This window comes from Vibrio phycocola (assembly GCF_053850235.1).
The window spans coordinates 1-16,429 of record NZ_JBSQDJ010000002.1 but is presented as its reverse complement, the minus strand read 5'-3'; the positions used below and the strand labels follow the sequence as shown (position 1 = coordinate 16,429).

The window sequence follows — 16,429 nt, the reverse complement described above, 5'->3', positions numbered from 1 at the left end:
AAACAGCGGTTACCGGTTTTCATCTGTGCTATACTCCGCGCCCCATAACCACTCTTAGGGTCAAATTCCATGAGTAATAAACAAGAAATTCAACAGGCTAAAAATCGTTTGGATTCCTGTCGACACAAGCTAAATGCAGCTAAATCTCGTGGTGATCATGAGATGATTAGAAAATTTACTGATGAAGTTGATCAACTGGAAAAGAAAGTTGCTCAAGTTAATCACAAGCAAGATTTTGAATTGAATAAAGAACGTAAAGCGTTGTTAGCAATGGCATTCTCCCGTGAAATTACGAAGGCTGAACAAGCTGATATGGGGCGTTTGAAAAAGTCTGTTAAAAATTTAGTTGTCGTTCATCCAACGACCAAGCTTGGTAAAGCATTACGCTTAGAAGTCATGACTGGGTATGCAGAAAAGAAATTTTAATGTTAATTCGCTCGGTAATATTGTAGGACCTTTCATTGAGCCTTAAATATTAGTTCGAATAAGGTTATAAACGACATTTGATTGAAAGCGCTTTGGGCGCTTTTTTGCTTTCTGGTCGTTATGTTAAAACGCGTTGATCTAATCGGTTGTTCAGGAAAGTGAATGTTAATAAGTTTTATTAGCCTGATTCTTTTAAATGAGATTGAGAATAACTTTGATTTGAAGCAACTTAGCACGTAATTTCCCCGACTTATCCTCTCTAAATGGATTAAAAGTGATTTGCAGCAATCCTCACTTTTTATTTATCGATACTATAAGTAAGAACTGACCCATGCCAGCCGGTTGAAATATAGAATATAGATCATTTATCCGTCGGTTTTGCAGAGTTATATATTTAGTGTCGGAGATAAAATGGATAATTTACTCGATAGATTTTTAAGTTACGTGATTATCGATAGTCAATCCAATCCCAATCGAAATGGTTGTCCTAGTTCGTCAGGGCAAATGAAGTTTGCCCAAATGCTTGAGCAAGAGCTTATCGATATTGGGCTAAGCGATGTTTCTCTTGATGAGAATGGGTATGTAATGGCGAAACTGCATTCGAATGTCGACTATGCTGTGCCATCAATTGGACTTATCGCTCATATGGATACGTCTCCAGATGCACCCGCAAAGAATGTCATCCCTCAAATTGTAGAATCTTACCAAGGTGGTGATATCGCATTGGGGCGTGGAGATCATGTGTTGTCCCCTATTCAATATCCTGAGCTAAATCAGTTGTACGGACATAACCTGATCACTACCGATGGCAATACGTTGCTTGGTGCCGATGATAAAGCAGGTATTGCAGAAATCCTTACTGCCGTGGAGTTTCTTAAACAGCACCCGGAGATTCCCCATGGAGAGATCTGTATCGCCTTTACTCCAGATGAAGAAATTGGCCGTGGTGCAGATAAATTCGATGTTGATAAATTTGGCGCTGCTTGGGCTTATACCGTTGATGGTGGTGGCATTGGTGAGCTTGAATATGAGAACTTTAATGCTTCGAATGCGACTGTTCGCTTTTATGGAAATGGAGTGCACCCAGGAAAAGCAAAAGGGAAGATGGTCAATAGCATGCGGTTAGCAGCTAAATTTGAAATGGCGATTCCTACCGACGAAGTACCTAATAAAACGACTGATTATGAAGGGTTCTATCATTTATCGTCGGGTAATCTAGGTATTGAATACAGTGAGTTAAATTACCTTCTGCGTGATTTTGAACTTCAAGGTTTGGAGCAAAGAAAAGCTTTTATTCGTTCACTCGCGCAAGAGGTTGGTGGGCTTTATCGCCATGGTTCCGTTGATGTCGAGTTTGTTGATCTTTATAAAAACATGAAAGAGATGATTGAACCTCATCCTCATATCCTAGATATTGCGAAGCAGGCCATGCTAGACGCAGATGTGGTTCCTGTTATGCAGCCAATTCGAGGTGGAACCGATGGAGCAGCACTTTCGTTTAAGGGGCTTCCATGTCCAAATTTGTTCACAGGTACGTATAACTTTCATAGTATCCATGAATTCGTGTCGATTGAAGGTATGATCAAGGCGACAGAAGTTATTATAAAAATTGCTAAAAATACAGCAACCTATCAATTAAAGTAATTGAAAATACGACAGTTAGCTTTATTTCTAAAAATTTGATTGATACTCTACTAAACTCTTCAAATTAGCTAAAATTGCGATATCGTAGTTCAACAATTTGACTTTACACGTACAGGTGTGAAGCTTTCTTTTTGGGAGTTGGTCAGTGGTAGAAATTGACATCATTATCGAGTATCTATCAACGCATAAGTTGTTGAGCAGCATTCTTCTGATCATATATATTTTGATAATACGAAGAGTGTTGCTTAATCGCATTCGTGGAGATGTTGCGTTTCTCTCCGAAAAGCAACGCAAATGGATGTCACGAACTAAAAATAGCGTCTCCTTACTCATTATTTTTGTCACTTTTCTTATTTGGCGTACTGAGATAAATCACTTTGCACTCTCCGTGACCGCCATTGCAGTAGCTATTGTGTTGGCATCAAAAGAGATTATTCTTTGCTTCACTGGCTCAATACAACGTGCAAGTTCACGTTCTTTCGTCATTGGTGATTGGATTGAAGTTGGGACGTTATGTGGCGAAGTTATCGAACATAACCTGATGGCAACAACGATTCAAGAATTAGATGTAAGTCGTGGTTTCTATCATTACACTGGAAAAACCGCCACGTTACCAAACAGTATGTTCTTTTCTTTTCCAGTAAAAAATCTTAATTTCATGAAGAGGTATGTCTACCACAGTTTTGATATTGTGATTCCTCGGTTTGTTAATCTCTATCCAATAATTCCAACATTAAAAGAACAGATTGACCAACATTGTGAGGATTTTATTGAGGTAGCTAAGCGCTATAATAGTGTTGTAGAAAGGCATGCAGGGGTTGATTTACCGGGCCCTGAGCCGCTCGTGCGCATCGATAATGGAGAACATGGCGAACAAGTACTCTACTTTATGTTGTTTTGCCCTACAGAACGAGCAGGGGAGTTAGAGCAACTTATTCGCGCAGATTTTATGACGCAATACCAACTCTCTTTTCCTGATACAGAATCGTTAATTCAGGGTTAAGAAAGTCAGTCGTTGAATGATTTAGCCAAGTATTTTGTGGTTTTTTTCTACCTCAATTCCAAGCCTTTTTGCCAGTCGGGTGAGGTTAGCACGGTCAACATTGAGCTCTCTTCCTGCTTTGGCCCAATTGAAATTTGAATCAATGAGGGCCTGACGGATAATTTTAGCTTGGAAGGTATTGGTTGCTTCACGTAACCCTTGTTGATAATCGATGTTATTAGGTGGATGAACTACTGGCTGGTTGGATTGATTATCATGCACTTGGGTAATGTCCAGCTCGCCAATATCATCAACGGTGACTGAGATAACTTTTGTCTCTCCATTCCTTTGTCTAGCTTTTGCTCTCAATGTTGCACGATTGATAACATGTTCAAGTTCGCGAACGTTTCCTGGCCAAGAATATTGATTAATTAAACTGAGAGCTTCAAGTGAGAGCTTTAAGTTATCAAGCCCGAGCCTGCGTCTAGCGTTTTCGAGAAAATACCCTGATAGCAATGCGATATCATCATTACGCTCGCGAAGAGCTGGTACGCGAATGGGATAAACACTTAATCGGTGATATAAATCTGCACGAAATCGCCCTTGATCAACTTCTTGTTTTAAATCTCGGTTTGTTGCAGCAAGAACACGCACATCAATGGTTTGAATATTATCTTTTCCGACGGGCTGTATTTCATTGTTTTGAAGGGCTCTAAGTAACTTGCTTTGAGCTGCCAATGGTAATTCACCTATTTCGTCAAGCAAAAGGGTCCCGCCATCTGCTAAAGCAAATTTTCCAAGCCTATCTCTATCTGCTCCAGTAAATGCGCCTTTTACATGCCCAAAAAGTTCGCTTTCCACTAGGTTTTCAGGTATCGCAGCACAGTTAACGTATATCAAAGGTTGACGATGGCGAGGTGATTGATTGTGTATTTGCCTAGCCACCAATTCTTTTCCAACTCCAGTTTCACCATAAATTAGAATGTTGAAATTAGAAGGAGCCACGACATCAATATCTGCTTTCATATTGACCAACAGCTTGCTCGCTCCGATCAATTCGCCTTGATTGTGTTTGGAAGCTTCTTGGTTGAGTTCTTCCATACGTTGTTGAGTATTCAATGCTTGAGCCTCTAATTGAGACATCGTTAGCGCCATTTTTAATGTTGAAGCAGCAATCGCCGATAAAATTTCTAGATTGCGGTCGGGTATTTCATCAAATGCGTCAATTTGTAAGCTATCTAGGGTGAGAACACCTAATAATTCTTCACCAAACATTAATGGGAGGCCCATACATGAGTGAATAGGTACATCACCAGAATGGTCTAATAGTAATCCGTCAAATGGATCGGGCATTTTACTATGGGAACTAAACCGAACAGGAGAGTGACTATTGCAGATGGCAGTAAATCTCGGGTGATCATCAATGATAAATCGACGTCCGAGTGTATCTCGAGTTAGCCCCTGCATTGAGAGAGGCACGAGAGTCTTCTCTTTGCGAGCCATTAATACAATACAATCACAACTAATGACTTTGCGAACAGCATCAATCAGACGATTAAAACGATCTTGATCATTTAGTGCGTTAGCTAAACCAATGGTGAGTTCAGCTAAATTAGCTTTAGAAAAATTTTGCACATAGAGTTACCGTTGGCGATTTTCTAGCATTATAGAGTCAACTAGATATATCTGTCAGCAGTTAAATAGAGAGGTTATCGCCGTTTTTTGACATCGATTAATGGAATAGTGAGAGAAGAAAAAGAGAATGACTTATTGCTGTTGATCGGGGGTTAGTTGGAATGGCACTAGAAATAAAAATAGTCAGCATAGCTGACTATTTTTTAAATTATTGGCCTACTAAAATTATAGGACTTGGATGTTCTCAGCTTGAGGTCCTTTTTGACCTTGAGAAACAACAAATTCAACTTTTTGACCTTCAGCTAGAGTACGGAAACCGTCGCCTTGGATAGCACTGAAGTGTGCGAAAACGTCTGGGCCGTTCTCTTGTTGAATGAAGCCAAAACCTTTAGTTTCGTTGAACCACTTTACAGTGCCAGTCACTGTGTTAGACATAATTTTATCCTAATAATACTAATTAAACAGAGCCGATAGCGGCGGTACTAGCGTGGAAATGTTGATTGCTATTGCTACCACATGACTGGAGTATTATTAATCCAACGATATGTATACGCAAACAAATAAACGATTTTCAAGCTAACTTTAGTGTAAATCGATTACTTGCCTTGTCAATACGATCTATACATTTTATTGGATAATTTTGAAGCATGCATCAATTTATATTTGGTTATTAGAGCTAACCTATTAATAAATATGAACTAATTTTATTGTCAATATTGTGTGTGATTGTAAATGGTAAATTGTGGTTTATCTTAAATATTACTCATAGCTAGAGATTAAAAGGAAATTTTTGAGAATTAGTCCTCAATAATGGGTCATTCATACACATTAAAAGTGAATTTGGTTCAATGTAACAACGAACACTTTCTCGTTTGTTGATGTTTACACCACATTTTAATTTAAACCAGAGAGACTTTTTTCCTGCAAATTCTGATGTTCGACTATAGTGTTAAGGTGACTTATCTCTTTTTGTTTTAATCTTACGCTCAAAGGAAAACACGAGTGCAAAAGATAACAAGAGGTTAATATGGGCTTAGTACTATTTTGGTTTGAAAAAGGGCTACTAACATTTGGTGTTATCGCTATCTTGTTGAGTATCGTCCAATATGGAATTCGGACCCGAGATTGGGGCGGGATTGCAACGATGTTTTTCAAACGAGTACCAATGTCCGTCGATGAGTTTAGACGTTATAGACTGGGTATTGCGATGGTAATAATGGCATTTGTCATTAAAGTGATTACTCTGACGTTTTGGCCTGGTCTATGAACTATTAGTTGGTAGCTTTATGTTTGATTTTCGTAGTGAAACTGAGAAGTCTATTTACGCCGAAAATTGAAGATAGAGCTGGTTAAATATTAGGATATAACCATGTCGTTACCCGTCTTAATTTGTGATGATTCAGCATTAGCTCGTAAGCAAATGGCGCGTTCTTTACCTGCATCATTGAATGCAGACATTACTTTCGCCGTACATGGGCGTGACGGAATAGAAAAGCTCAACGAAAAAGAATACAAGTTAATGTTTCTTGATCTCACCATGCCTGAGCTGGATGGCTTTGAGACACTAGAAGAAATTCGGAAACAAAATATTAATGTTCCTGTTGTCGTGGTTTCTGGGGACATTCAGCCAAAAGCAAAAGATAGAGTTTTGTCTCTTGGCGCGAAAGCATTTATTCAAAAACCAATCGATAAATCAATTCTTAATGATGTGTTGAAGCAATTGGTCGAGCGCCCAACACAGCCTCAGATCGTCACTCCTGTTTCTGTTGATCTTCCTGTGCTCAAGCGACGCGATATTTATATGGAAGTCGCTAACGTAGCTATTGGGCGAGCTGCCGATGCTCTGGCTCGTCATTTTGATGTGTTCGTTGAATTGCCGCTTCCAAATGTAAATATACTGGAAGTCAGTGAATTGCATATGGCGCTAAAAGATTTAGCGGAAAATGATCAAGTATCGGGTGTGTGCCAGGGTTTTAGCGGCGAGGGTATTGCCGGTGAAGCGTTGGTTTTACTTAGTGACTCCAGCGTCAGTGATTTAAAGCATTTGATGAAAATCCCTGCCGAAAGTGATGATCTAGAAGAGCTCGAATTGCTAATGGATGTTTCAAATATTCTGGTGGGTTCTTTTTTAAATGGTTTAGGTCAACAATCAGAAGTTCGCTTTTTTCAAAGCTCACCGGTTCTCCTAGGGCAACATATTCCAATAGAATCTGTGATCAGTTCAACCACAGGGTCGTTTAGCAGAACCATGACGTTCGAAGTGAGTTATAACATTGAAAGTACCTCTATTCGCTGTGATCTTTTATTTATGTTTGTCGATGAATCACTGCCGTTACTAGATAACAAGCTTTCATATCTAATGGAGGATTTTTAACCATGAACTTACCTGCTGAATTTGAGCAATTTCATTGGATGGTAGACATGGTTCAGAATGTCGATTTAGGTCTTATCGTGATCGATCGAGATTTTAATGTCCAATTGTGGAATGGCTTTATGACTCACCATAGTGGGTTGCATGCTGCGGACGCATTAGATAAATCGATTTTTGAATTGTTTCCTGAAATTCCCGAAGAGTGGTTTAAGTTAAAAACTAAGCCAGTATATGATCTGGGGTGTCGTAGTTTCATTACATGGCAGCAACGTCCATACTTATTTAAATGCCGGAATGTCCATCCAATCACTCAGCAAGCCGATTTTATGTACCAGAACATTACGCTTAATCCGATGCGTACACCTACTGGCAAAATCAATTCTCTATTTCTTTCTATTCAAGATGCGACTACCGAAGCCATTGCTTCAAAAAATTCCTAATTTGAATCACCCAATCTAACTTAACCCAACTAGCTAGCGATGCTTTTTGGGTTTATCCATTTGTTCTATTTGAGAGTTAAGTGAAGAAACTATGACAATGAGTGACCGATTTTATTCTATGGAGCAAGTCAGAGCGGGTGAACAACCAGCTGCAAATGCCAAAGGGCTTGAAATGTACAGTTTAATGGAGCGAGCTGGGCAGGCGGTATTTGCTATTGGTATGGCTCAATATCCGAGTTCTGAGCGTTGGTTGGTCTGTTGTGGTACTGGCAATAATGGTGGTGATGGATATGTCGTCGCAAGCTTAGCGAAATCAGTCGGTCTGTTCGTGACGGTTTGGCAGCTAGGAGAGCCAGAACAGCTCACTGGTGATGCGTATAAAGCGTATTTGCATTGGCTGAGAAATGGAGGCCAGGTGTTTGATGCAACTACCGAAAAAGTATCTGGGACCGTTGACGTAGTAATTGACGCTGTTTTGGGTACAGGTATAAAGGGAAATGTTCGACCGGAGGTAAGGGCGGTAATTGATAAGCTCAATCAAAACGAAGCCCCTATTATCGCAGTCGATATCCCTTCTGGATTATGTGGTGATACGGGTATCGTTCTGGGAGCTTCTATTCAAGCTGATCATACAGTGAGTTTTATTGGATTAAAGCAAGGACTTGTAACAGGGCAGGCACGAGATTATGTCGGGGAGTTGCATTTTGCCGGACTAGGCATAGAAGATGTGTTTAACCAACAAAATACACCGACGGCGATGGCGATTTGCTCTGAAGGTACCGTTCTTAAGTTGCCAGCTCGGCGTTCGAATTCTCATAAAGGGACATATGGCAAGGTCTTACTTACTGGAGGAAATTCCGGAATGGGAGGGGCGTTGATATTGGCGGCTAAAGCTGCAGCGAGGTGTGGCGCGGGTATGGTCGCGACACTTTGTGATAAAAACAATGTTCCCCCTATGCTTATAGCTATTCCTGAAGTCATGAGTTCAGATTGGGATGAGTTACCTAGAATTGAGTCTCGCCTGCAGTGGTGTAACGTGATTGGTTTGGGGCCTGGATTAGGGCGAGATGTCCAGGCTAAGGCGATATATCATATCGTCAGAGAAAGTAATAAGCCTAAAGTTGTTGATGCTGATGCACTTTATTTTTTATCGCATGAGCCCACAGTTGATGAATATCGAGTGATCACGCCTCATTCAGCAGAAGCGGCTAGGTTATTAAATTCAACGGTTGAAAGTATCGAAGCAAACCGCTATCAATCGGTACAAGCTCTACAGAAAAAATATGGTGGAATAGTTGTACTAAAAGGGCCGGGTACACTTGTGTGTGATGGTGATAATACGTGGGTATGTCTTGGCGGAAATCCGGGAATGGCAAGTGCAGGTATGGGAGATGTATTGGCAGGCATTATTACGTCATTACTTGCACAAGGATTAAACGTGAGTGAAGCGGCTCGGCTTGGTGTCATGATTCATAGTCGAGCGGGGGATCAAGAAGCGCAACAAATGGGCCAACATGGATTGCTTTCGAGTGATGTTATCGAGCAATTGCGTCCTATATTAAATTAGAGTGAGTTGAGTCATTTTTATAAATGAGATACAGAAGAATTAGAATTATTTGGCGTTAAGGTATTTAATTCGCGATATTAAAAACGATACTGTGCACCCAACATTAATATGGTATTAGAATAGTCAAATTCGAAGTCTTGGTATGAAAGTTCAAGGTTTAAATCTAAGCTTGGCTCAAAAAAAGCAGGGATATTTGCACCCAAGCTGAAATAAGGAGACATTAAATAATTATTTAAACTGTTATCACTATTATTAAGGTGAAGATCTGTTTGATAGCTTGTTAGACTGACGCCACCTTTAGCGTAGACAATAGCTGTAGAGAACGTTTGTTGGACTTTAGCGCCGCCAAAGAGCCCTTTATACGTAACATTTGGCATTAAAGTACTGTAACGAGACGTATACGTTTCATCGGAGCTCACATCCAAATAACCAATATCCAAAGCAATAGATGGATTAAATATATAGTTATAGTTAATACTCGACATTCTCCCTTGTCTGCCTTTCGAATCCATATTTAACCAAGATAAACCTGACCCCATATAAAAACGATGTGGCTCTTCCTCTGCATATGCAGATAAAGTTGGAGTGAAAATTAGAGCGAATAATATGTGTCGAGTTAAACTGTACTTCATGTGAAGAAATACCATTGTAATTTCTAGCAGAACACAAAAACTAATAATCGAAATTAACGTCCAATTAAACAAATAGCAGATACATTGTTAGGAACCAATTTACACCTAAGAGAAAAATAGGTTTTTATATTACGCTAGAAGAAATGAATATCATATTTAGTCGTGAGTTTTGTGGAACCTTTAATACATAAAAGACATATTTTCATTTTATCTTAGGTATATACTGCTAAACAGTATCACAAAAAAACTTGAAATATCAGTCTTGCGGGAAAGAAAACAGGCCCTATAATATTGAAAACCGGAGCGTCTGCCAACGCTCCGGTTTTTTTGTGTCCGAATTATGAGTAAAGGTCTGCCAACCTAAATATTCATATACAGCAAGTGGCACTATATTCATTACAAGGAAATGCATCATGCGTATCGAACAAGAACTTAAGTTAGGTTTTAAAGATGTCCTGTTTCGCCCGAAACGTTCTACTTTAAAAAGCCGCTCTCAAGTAAATTTAACCCGCGAGTTTACCTTCAAGCATAGTGGTCGTCAATGGTCTGGTGTGCCAGTTATTGCTGCGAATATGGACTCTGTTGCCAGTTTTGAAATGGCTAGGGCGCTCGCCAAATTTGATGTTATGACCGCAGTTCATAAGCACTACAGCGTAGAGCAGTGGGCCGACTTTGTGACGAATGAAGACGAATCTGTTCTCAAGCATATTATGGTTTCTACGGGAACATCGGAAGCTAATTTCAAAAAGCTGACAGAGGTTTTGTCTCTGAGTGATGACTTAGCGTTTATTTGTATTGATATCGCTAATGGCTATTCAGAGCACTTGGTTGAATTTGTTCAACAAGTTCGTGCCGCGTATCCAGATAAAATCATTTCCGCTGGCAATGTTGTTACAGGCGATATGGTTGAAGAATTGATTCTAGCAGGTGCTGACATTGTGAAAGTCGGTATTGGCCCAGGCTCTGTCTGCACCACTCGCGTTAAAACAGGCGTTGGTTATCCTCAACTCTCAGCCATTATCGAATGTGCTGACGCTGCTCATGGCCTTGGTGGTCGCATTATTGGTGATGGTGGGTGTACTTGTCCGGGTGATGTGTCGAAAGCATTTGGTGGTGGTGCCGATTTCGTTATGCTAGGCGGTATGCTTGCAGGCCATAATGAGTCTGGCGGAGAACTGGTTAACAAGAACAATGAAACCTTCGTGAAGTTCTACGGCATGTCATCACAATCTGCGATGGACAAACACTCCGGCGGCGTCGCTCAGTATCGAGCAGCAGAAGGAAAGACAGTGTTATTGCCATATCGTGGCAGTGTCGAAGATACGATTCAAGATATCCTTGGTGGTGTACGTTCTACATGCACATATGTTGGTGCTGAAGCCTTAAAAGAGCTGACGAAGAGAACCACGTTTATTCGCGTTCAGGAACAAGAAAATAACGTCTACGGGAAAGAATAGTCGAATAAGAATATTGAGCGTTGTAAAAACAACCATAAGTTGATTTTACGAAACCATACGTTGAAATAAAAACAACCATACCTTAAAATAGCTTATAAAGTATACGAAACTTTAGTAAGTTTACAACAGGTATGGTGGTTTTGTTATGAAGAAACGAATTCTTAGAAATTCATCAATTAAAAACATATCACGCTTTGTCAGCCTCAAAACTGACTCCATTCATACAGTCGAATCCGACTTAGAGTTTGATGCCTGTTTTCACTTTGAATTTTCAGCACAGGTTTTAACTTTTGAAGCTCAACCTATTGGTTTCGAGTATTATCTCGATGGTAAACTACGTAGGTATACGCCCGATTTTTTAGTAACTTACTATGACTCTTATCAACCATTTTATGAGATAAAACCAAAGCACATCGCGGAAACTGAAGAATTCAAAGAAATCTTTTCCGCTAGGAAAGAACATGCGCTTAGTATGGGTAATGACCTGAAAGTTCTGACTGAGGAGAATATTCAATTATACCCGTTACTCGATAACTTGAAGATCATCCATCGATATGCCTGTAACGACAATCTTAACTCAGTCCAGCGTCAGATACTGAGTCTATTCAGGAAATATGGAGAGCTACGAATAGAGCAAATCGTTCAATACTCGGCTGTTCATTCTTCAAGAGCATTACCAGCTCTCTATGACCTGATTGCTCGACAACTTTTGAAAATCGATATGCATCAGCCGATTAATTGGCAAACTCAGATTTGGAGTACTTAAAGATGAATGATGAGGACGCAGATCGATTTGGTGAGCTGTTTCCAAGCTCTAGCTCTGGCATGGTTTCTAAGCCTAAAGAAACGTTGTCGCTTCCTTTGTGGAGAGACGTCGATCTGGTTTTCAAGGATGTTTTTGTTGTTAGTGAAGACCGGAGAGACGAAGCTATACATAGATACAATGTTATTGAGTTTCTTATTGAGCGATATGGAAATAATTTTTCTAAAAAGGAAATAGTTGACGCATTGCCAATTTTAGAAGAAAAGTTCGGTTCAAGTACGCCTTCAGCCAGCAGTATTGAGCGATATTGGAGAACTTTTAAAAAATCAGATTTCCAGCTGTCAGCACTTATTCCTAAAATCACAGCTGGAAACACAAGCAGTAACGTTCCAGAAGAGCTCGAGCCATTAATTCAAGAAGCAATAAACGATTACTTTTCAGCTGAAGAGCAGACTGCAGCGTCGGCATATATCACACTTGAAACTGAAGTTTCTCGGTATAACGAAACTCATGACACTCAGTACAATTTGTTTTCAATACAATCATTCAGGAAGAGACTGAGAAAGCACTCAGAGTACGAAAAAATCGTTCTTCGGAAGGGAAAAAGTGCTGCAGACTCGACCTTTAGGAAAGTGGGTCAAAGGCCGCCAACAACGCGAGTGCTGGAACGCGTAGAGGCAGATCATACCAGACTTGATTTATTCGTTCTTGATGAACGCCAAGGTATACCGCTGGGCCGGCCTTGGCTTACACTTCTATATGACACTCATACAAAAAGCATTGTAGGCTTCTACTTAGGATTCGAACCACCAAGTTACCTCTCAGTCTCATTAGCACTTGAAAATGCAATTCTACCGAAAGATCACATCAAAGATTTATATCCTTCGGTAGAAGGAGTTTGGCCTTGCTATGGCTTACCCGAGCATTTGATTGTCGATAATGGCGCTGAGTTTAACAGTCGAGACTTCAAAATCGCTTGCAAAGAACTAAAGATCAAGGTGAAGAAAAATCCAACCAAAAAGCCTTGGCTTAAGGGCTCAGTAGAGCGCTACTTTCGCACGATCAACAATCGACTACTGTCTAGGATACCCGGAAAGAGCTTTACCAACATATTCGAGAGAAAAGACTACGACCCACTTGAAAATGCGGTAGTTGATCATTTACTTCTGCAAGAAATGATTCATATCTGGATAATTGACATCTATCAGAATGGGAAAAATGGGCTTGAAAATAATATACCCAATTTAAGCTGGCTCGATGCTGTAAATTCCTCTGTTCCACCAAGGCCCTTTAAAGGCACAAGAGAACAATTAAAATTCAATCTAGGAAAAAACCATCGGGTAGCTCTCGATAAGAACGGGATTAGAATTGGTACTACAATACGCTACACCAGTGCTCGTTTAGCACGATATTTTGGTAACAAAACGGGTAGCAATCTAAAAAGTGTACAAGTGCGTATTAAGTATGATCCCAGTTGTCTGGGAAGGGTTTATGTACTTGATGAACAGCGGGAAGAGTTCTTTGCTGTTGAAGCTATCGATGCTGACTATGCCTATTCTGTTTCAGAATGGTTGCACAAAACCTGTTGTAAATACGCAAGGCGACATATTAGAAAAAACTACAACCATAAAGATGTAGTTAAAGCGTGGCGAAAAATCCTCGATATTATCGATGAGGCAATCGAAAAAACAGGGCAGAGCAAAAAGCGTAACTCTTTAGGCATAACAACAACGTCAAGGGTACAACGAGTAAAAGAGCATTCAGAAAGAGCAACTTCCAAAGCAAAGAAACAACAATCGAACGTTTGCAATACCCCTGACCTTGATGATGAGTTAGATTGGGACATTGAAGTTAATACTACTGGTTGGTCTATACAGTAAATTATTTTAGAGGCGATTGATTATGGAGCATCACGCAGTAGAAAAAACCGCCGATAAAGTCAAACAAATCTTTATCCATAATCCCCAAATTACTGACATAATTGCCGATATTTCAGATTGTCGAGAGTTTAGTGATGGTATCCATGAACCAGACTGTATGATTGTCGTCGGAGATACGGGGTCTGGTAAAACAACACTTATTAACAAATACTTAGATAAAAATCCTCGCTCGGAGACAACTGATGGCTCTATTATCCCAATTCTATCAACCTCTCTTCCTCCTAACGCTACCCCAATAACAGCTTCTGAACAATTGCTGTCTGATCTGGGTGACCCATTAGCCTTTTCTAGAGGGAGTGACCCAGTAAAAGTTGCGAAAGAAATGAGTGATTTAATGAAACTATGTAAAGTTGAGCTAATTATTATTGATGAGTTTCAACACATGATAGATCGAAAGAATAAGCAAGTTTTACATAGTGCAGCCGATTGGCTGAAAATGCTCATCGTTCGTTCGAGGATTCCTGTGGTACTGTTCGGTATGCCCTACTCTGTAGTGATTTTGGAAGCAAATAATCAATTAGCGGGACGTTTTGAGTTGCAACATACACTTGAGCCTTTTCGACTAAACAACAAAGAAAATCTTGTTCTTTATAAGGCCTTTCTAATCATGCTTGATGAAGCACTTCCTTTTCATGAACCTTCAGAGCTTGCATCCCCTGATATGATGAAGCGCATATATGCGTTCTCCCACGGAAACCTGCGCCGCATACGAAAGTTAATCAATAGGTCTAGTCGGCTCGCTTTGCGTGATAATTCAAATAAGATTTTACTTCAACACTTCGCCAAAGCAGCTCCAAAAGTAAGTAAGGCGGCTTGCGAAAAGCAAAACCCATTTCAAGTGAAAGTGAGCGAATTAAAGATACAACATCCACCTGAAGATATTGGGTGGGGAAACTACCTTAACCAGCAAGAAAAGGACATGTTTCCTAGAGACATATTTTGAAGTTCTCCATTTGAGAACGGTAACGTACTTTTGTCGTCTACTCGACCATTATTGTTTAGATCATTACTATCTATCAGTTTGCAAATCATTATTTGATTAATTTGTTGTTGGAAGACAAATATCAAAGTGCCTCTTTAAAATAGTTAAGATGTTTCATTTTCGAAGGAGTGCTCTGGTACACCGCTGCAGTCTGGACTTTTGTAATAAACTCTTTTAATGAATGGCATTTCGAAAACGCAGAACTTAATTCAGAATAGCTCATACTAGTTCCAGTCAAATCGTAAACCGCTCTAGAACAAGCTTCCACTATCTCCTTTTTCGAATATGAGGGTAAGATGGCTCTCGGAAAGTGGTTGAGCTGATCCAATCCTTTAATTCCTTTGCTATTGAGAATTAAAATTTTAATATTTGTTTTATTCACAATGTAGTCTAACCAGGGCAATAAGTTGGGGTGAAATGAATGCAAGGCTCTTATACATAAAACAACCCTTTCCTCTAGATGTGATAGTAGGTCTATATAATCGTAGTAACCCAAATCTAGCTGTTCACCGTTTTCGTATTGCTGGAAGAGTATCGAACGACGAAACTCGTGCTGCCGATTAATATACTCATGGATTAGATTTCTATTACTAGTTAAATATTTCCATATAGAATCAAAGTTTTCCGATGAATTTTTATTGTTGATATACAGTGGTAAGCAAGTTACTCCGAATTGATTTGATAAATTTAATTCAAAATCAGGATATTCGGTACCATTCCATTCGCTTAACTCGCAACATATAATTTGTTCAGTCACTGAGTCTACCCATTTTCGAATCGGGGGTGCCAATTCTGGTGTCCAAATTATCATATAACCCTCTGTCAAATGACTAGCTCAATGGTTGCGATTTTATCAGGTTTCCCAGTTAATTTTATTATTTAGTTATACATGTCAATATGCCATACGTGGACTATCGTTTTGGAGCGTTGCTGTATTGCGCGCTGTATCTTGCTACTTATATTTCATTAATGTTAAATTATTTGTACGGTGGTATATTTTTGACCTCAAATGAGTTTAAATTATAAATCTGATTGATATATTACTGTTAAGTAAACGTTGATATTGTGGAGTAGATGATGAGTAGATTTGACCAATGGGTTGATAACAATATGACTTTAACAACAATCATTATTATGATCGTTGGATTATCGCTTGGCTATGTTCTTTTCTAAGAAGCATAGGTTGTAATGCTACTAATTACTTGATGTCATGTTGAATCGAGATGCTGGCTATGAGTAGAAAATTGACTGAGAAAGAGTTGGTAGAGGATATGACTCCATATACCGCACATACTGATGAACTTGCTACAGTTTCATGGGATGAACTTGGTCTTGAACCTTCCGAAGGTGACTATAAAGCAGTGTTAAAGCGCTTTGAATATTTATTCGACGCTGAGCACTATCCGATATAAATCGATTCAACAAGCTTTGTTCAGAAGTGTGTTAGGTCAGCTGTGGGGCTAACAAGCTTCTGTCCAGAGGCGTGCCTGCGAGATCGTTGCTAGCACGTTTCTGCCCGTGCGACCTGAAGTCGTATGAAGCGTTGTTCACCGCTTTATGAGTGAACCATCTGTATCACCAGATGAATCT

16 protein-coding genes are annotated in these 16,429 nt (G+C 39.7%); 12 read left to right on the top strand and 4 right to left on the bottom strand.

The genetic code is table 11. From position 1 onward, the window contains the following. Window positions 1-69 precede the first annotated feature (69 nt). The 3 genes from ACWU4D_RS03445 (at window position 70) to ACWU4D_RS03435 (ending at window position 3,073) form a co-directional block, all read left to right on the top strand. Window positions 70-426, top strand: coding sequence for a YibL family ribosome-associated protein (locus tag ACWU4D_RS03445; RefSeq protein ID WP_456049996.1), 357 nt, complete (start codon window positions 70-72; stop codon window positions 424-426). A 411-nt stretch (window positions 427-837) separates the two neighbouring features. Next, window positions 838-2,070 carry a peptidase T gene (gene pepT, locus ACWU4D_RS03440; RefSeq protein ID WP_456049995.1) on the top strand — a complete coding sequence of 411 codons (1,233 nt, stop codon included), beginning with the start codon at window positions 838-840 and terminating at the stop codon, window positions 2,068-2,070. A 145-nt stretch (window positions 2,071-2,215) separates the two neighbouring features. After that, window positions 2,216-3,073, top strand: a complete 858-nt coding sequence (locus ACWU4D_RS03435) for a mechanosensitive ion channel family protein (RefSeq protein ID WP_456049994.1) — start codon at window positions 2,216-2,218, stop codon at window positions 3,071-3,073. 21 nt (window positions 3,074-3,094) lie between these two features. Here the strand turns inward: ACWU4D_RS03435 and norR are convergent, their stop codons facing one another. Together norR and ACWU4D_RS03425 are read right to left on the bottom strand one after the other, a co-directional pair. Further along, complete coding sequence (gene norR / locus ACWU4D_RS03430; protein ID WP_456049993.1) at window positions 3,095-4,687, bottom strand: nitric oxide reductase transcriptional regulator NorR; 1,593 nt, start codon at window positions 4,685-4,687, stop codon at window positions 3,095-3,097. A gap of 225 nt (window positions 4,688-4,912) precedes the next feature. Beyond that, on the bottom strand, window positions 4,913-5,122 hold the full coding sequence (locus tag ACWU4D_RS03425) for a cold-shock protein (protein ID WP_456049992.1): 210 nt from the start codon (window positions 5,120-5,122) through the stop codon (window positions 4,913-4,915). Between the two features lie 592 nt (window positions 5,123-5,714). Here ACWU4D_RS03425 and ACWU4D_RS03420 point away from each other — a divergent pair. The 4 genes from ACWU4D_RS03420 (at window position 5,715) to ACWU4D_RS03405 (ending at window position 9,065) form a co-directional block, all read left to right on the top strand. Further along, window positions 5,715-5,954, top strand: a complete 240-nt coding sequence (locus ACWU4D_RS03420; protein ID WP_456049991.1) for a hypothetical protein — start codon at window positions 5,715-5,717, stop codon at window positions 5,952-5,954. Between the two features lie 102 nt (window positions 5,955-6,056). Beyond that, window positions 6,057-7,061, top strand: coding sequence for a response regulator (locus ACWU4D_RS03415; protein ID WP_456049990.1), 1,005 nt, complete (start codon window positions 6,057-6,059; stop codon window positions 7,059-7,061). A gap of 2 nt (window positions 7,062-7,063) precedes the next feature. After that, window positions 7,064-7,498, top strand: a complete 435-nt coding sequence (locus tag ACWU4D_RS03410) for a PAS domain-containing protein (protein ID WP_456049989.1) — start codon at window positions 7,064-7,066, stop codon at window positions 7,496-7,498. Between the two features lie 91 nt (window positions 7,499-7,589). Further along, the gene (locus ACWU4D_RS03405) at window positions 7,590-9,065 is read left to right on the top strand and encodes an NAD(P)H-hydrate dehydratase (protein ID WP_456049988.1); all 1,476 of its coding nucleotides are present in this window, start codon (window positions 7,590-7,592) and stop codon (window positions 9,063-9,065) included. A gap of 77 nt (window positions 9,066-9,142) precedes the next feature. On the opposite strand, the gene ACWU4D_RS03400 is transcribed toward ACWU4D_RS03405, so the two are convergent. Continuing rightward, window positions 9,143-9,697 carry an outer membrane beta-barrel protein gene (locus ACWU4D_RS03400; RefSeq protein ID WP_456049987.1) on the bottom strand — a complete coding sequence of 185 codons (555 nt, stop codon included), beginning with the start codon at window positions 9,695-9,697 and terminating at the stop codon, window positions 9,143-9,145. A gap of 413 nt (window positions 9,698-10,110) precedes the next feature. On the opposite strand from ACWU4D_RS03400, the gene ACWU4D_RS03395 reads away from it, so the two are divergent. From ACWU4D_RS03395 to ACWU4D_RS03380, 4 genes are all read left to right on the top strand, one after another. Continuing rightward, window positions 10,111-11,154, top strand: coding sequence for a GMP reductase (locus ACWU4D_RS03395; RefSeq protein WP_456049986.1), 1,044 nt, complete (start codon window positions 10,111-10,113; stop codon window positions 11,152-11,154). 145 nt (window positions 11,155-11,299) lie between these two features. After that, window positions 11,300-11,920: a TnsA endonuclease N-terminal domain-containing protein gene (locus tag ACWU4D_RS03390; protein WP_456049985.1), complete on the top strand. Its 621-nt coding sequence runs from the start codon at window positions 11,300-11,302 to the stop codon at window positions 11,918-11,920. 2 nt (window positions 11,921-11,922) lie between these two features. Continuing rightward, the gene (locus tag ACWU4D_RS03385; RefSeq protein WP_456049984.1) at window positions 11,923-13,797 is read left to right on the top strand and encodes a Mu transposase C-terminal domain-containing protein; all 1,875 of its coding nucleotides are present in this window, start codon (window positions 11,923-11,925) and stop codon (window positions 13,795-13,797) included. 22 nt (window positions 13,798-13,819) lie between these two features. Then, entirely contained in the window at window positions 13,820-14,800 is a 981-nt protein-coding gene (locus ACWU4D_RS03380; RefSeq protein WP_456049983.1) for a TniB family NTP-binding protein, read from the top strand. 121 nt (window positions 14,801-14,921) lie between these two features. Here ACWU4D_RS03380 and ACWU4D_RS03375 read toward each other — a convergent pair whose 3' ends face one another. Beyond that, window positions 14,922-15,596 carry a hypothetical protein gene (locus ACWU4D_RS03375; protein WP_456049982.1) on the bottom strand — a complete coding sequence of 225 codons (675 nt, stop codon included), beginning with the start codon at window positions 15,594-15,596 and terminating at the stop codon, window positions 14,922-14,924. A gap of 475 nt (window positions 15,597-16,071) precedes the next feature. Here ACWU4D_RS03375 and ACWU4D_RS03370 point away from each other — a divergent pair, with 475 nt between their 5' ends. Continuing rightward, complete coding sequence (locus ACWU4D_RS03370) at window positions 16,072-16,251, top strand: hypothetical protein (protein WP_456049981.1); 180 nt, start codon at window positions 16,072-16,074, stop codon at window positions 16,249-16,251. Window positions 16,252-16,429 lie beyond the last annotated feature (178 nt).

Excerpts from the sequence above, each read along its gene's own strand:
- ACWU4D_RS03380 (WP_456049983.1), top strand. The coding sequence starts at position 13,820 with ATGGAGCATCACGCAGTAGAAAAAACCGCCGATAAAGTCAAACAAATC.
- ACWU4D_RS03415 (WP_456049990.1), top strand. The coding sequence starts at position 6,057 with ATGTCGTTACCCGTCTTAATTTGTGATGATTCAGCATTAGCTCGTAAG.
- ACWU4D_RS03390 (WP_456049985.1), top strand. The coding sequence starts at position 11,300 with ATGAAGAAACGAATTCTTAGAAATTCATCAATTAAAAACATATCACGC.
- pepT (WP_456049995.1), top strand. The coding sequence starts at position 838 with ATGGATAATTTACTCGATAGATTTTTAAGTTACGTGATTATCGATAGT.
- ACWU4D_RS03410 (WP_456049989.1), top strand. The coding sequence starts at position 7,064 with ATGAACTTACCTGCTGAATTTGAGCAATTTCATTGGATGGTAGACATG.
- ACWU4D_RS03385 (WP_456049984.1), top strand. The coding sequence starts at position 11,923 with ATGAATGATGAGGACGCAGATCGATTTGGTGAGCTGTTTCCAAGCTCT.
- ACWU4D_RS03425 (WP_456049992.1), bottom strand. The coding sequence starts at position 5,122 with ATGTCTAACACAGTGACTGGCACTGTAAAGTGGTTCAACGAAACTAAA.
- ACWU4D_RS03395 (WP_456049986.1), top strand. The coding sequence starts at position 10,111 with ATGCGTATCGAACAAGAACTTAAGTTAGGTTTTAAAGATGTCCTGTTT.
- ACWU4D_RS03400 (WP_456049987.1), bottom strand. The coding sequence starts at position 9,697 with ATGAAGTACAGTTTAACTCGACACATATTATTCGCTCTAATTTTCACT.
- ACWU4D_RS03405 (WP_456049988.1), top strand. The coding sequence starts at position 7,590 with ATGACAATGAGTGACCGATTTTATTCTATGGAGCAAGTCAGAGCGGGT.
- ACWU4D_RS03420 (WP_456049991.1), top strand. The coding sequence starts at position 5,715 with ATGGGCTTAGTACTATTTTGGTTTGAAAAAGGGCTACTAACATTTGGT.
- ACWU4D_RS03370 (WP_456049981.1), top strand. The coding sequence starts at position 16,072 with ATGAGTAGAAAATTGACTGAGAAAGAGTTGGTAGAGGATATGACTCCA.
- ACWU4D_RS03445 (WP_456049996.1), top strand. The coding sequence starts at position 70 with ATGAGTAATAAACAAGAAATTCAACAGGCTAAAAATCGTTTGGATTCC.